The organism is Bradyrhizobium sp. PRIMUS42, assembly GCF_023006515.1.
GTDB lineage: Bacteria > Pseudomonadota > Alphaproteobacteria > Rhizobiales > Xanthobacteraceae > Bradyrhizobium.
In genome coordinates this window covers 1-1,085 of record NZ_JALBGZ010001232.1, presented here as the reverse complement: position 1 = coordinate 1,085, position 1,085 = coordinate 1, and the positions used below count along the sequence as shown (strand labels likewise).

1 protein-coding gene is annotated in these 1,085 nt (G+C 64.3%); it reads left to right on the top strand.

The features are described 5' to 3' along the window. Positions 1-380: 380 nt before the first annotated feature. On the top strand, positions 381-1,085 hold a 705-nt coding region (locus MOV75_RS39320), incomplete at its 3' end, for a methyl-accepting chemotaxis protein (protein ID WP_247008215.1).

Sequence of the window (1,085 nt, the reverse complement as noted above, 5' to 3'; positions counted from 1 at the left end):
GTCGAGCCGGTCGCGCCAGAGCTTGTCGGTGAGCGAGCGCGCGACGCCCAGGAACGCCTGGGGCGCTTCGACGGGCAAGGCGGTGGCAGGCGGCGTCATGATTCGAGAGCGATCTTTGGGAACTCGGGACTCCGGACGAACACGCAGGGCGTCCGGTCACTGGCGGATTGGCCGGGAATCCGCCGAACTTTGCAACGGCAGCGGCCCACAAAGCGGTGGATGGCCGCCCAACAGGGCGAGTGACTATCATTTGGGCACCCGGCGGAACAGCAAATTAAGCAGGCGTTAGGCGGAATCTTCGAAAAAGACTTGTATTCGATCTGTAATTTGATGTTCCAGGTTCGTTGCAGATCAGACCTCATTGCCAAGGGAAATCCCCGATGTCTGCTGCGCTGGGTCTGAAAGCCAAGCCGATCGCCACCGAACCCGCTGACGACGATTCCGACATCTCCGCGCTGATCAACCGCCTGACCGCGGAGGTCAACCAGATCGCGGTCGACAAGACCAAGTCGATCCAGCAGATCACCAACCAGATGAAGATGCTGGCGCTGAACGCGCTGATCGAGAGCTCGCGCGCCGGCGCCCAAGGCGCGGGCTTTGCGGTGGTGGCCCAGGAGGTGCGCGGCGTCGGCCAGCAGGTCGAAACCATCGCACGCGAGCTCGAGACACAGTTGACGAAGCGCACCGGCGATCTCGTCTCCTCGATCGAGCGCATGAGCCAGCGTTCGCGCGGCGAGCGCATGATGGATCTGTCGCTGAATGCGATCGAGCTGATCGACCGCAACCTCTATGAACGCACCTGCGACGTGCGCTGGTGGGCGACCGATTCCGCCGTGGTCGATTGCGCGGCCTCCCCCAGCGCAGCGGCCGTCTCGCATGCCTCGCAGCGCCTGGGCGTGATCCTCGGGGCCTACACGGTCTATCTCGACCTCTGGCTCTGCGACCTCGACGGCAACGTCATCGCCAACGGCCGCGCCGACCGCTTCCGCGCCGTCGGCCAGAATGTCGCCCACACCAAATGGTTTCGCGAGGCGCGCAGCCTGCGCTCCGGTGACGACTACGTGGCCGGCGATGTCGAGAACCAG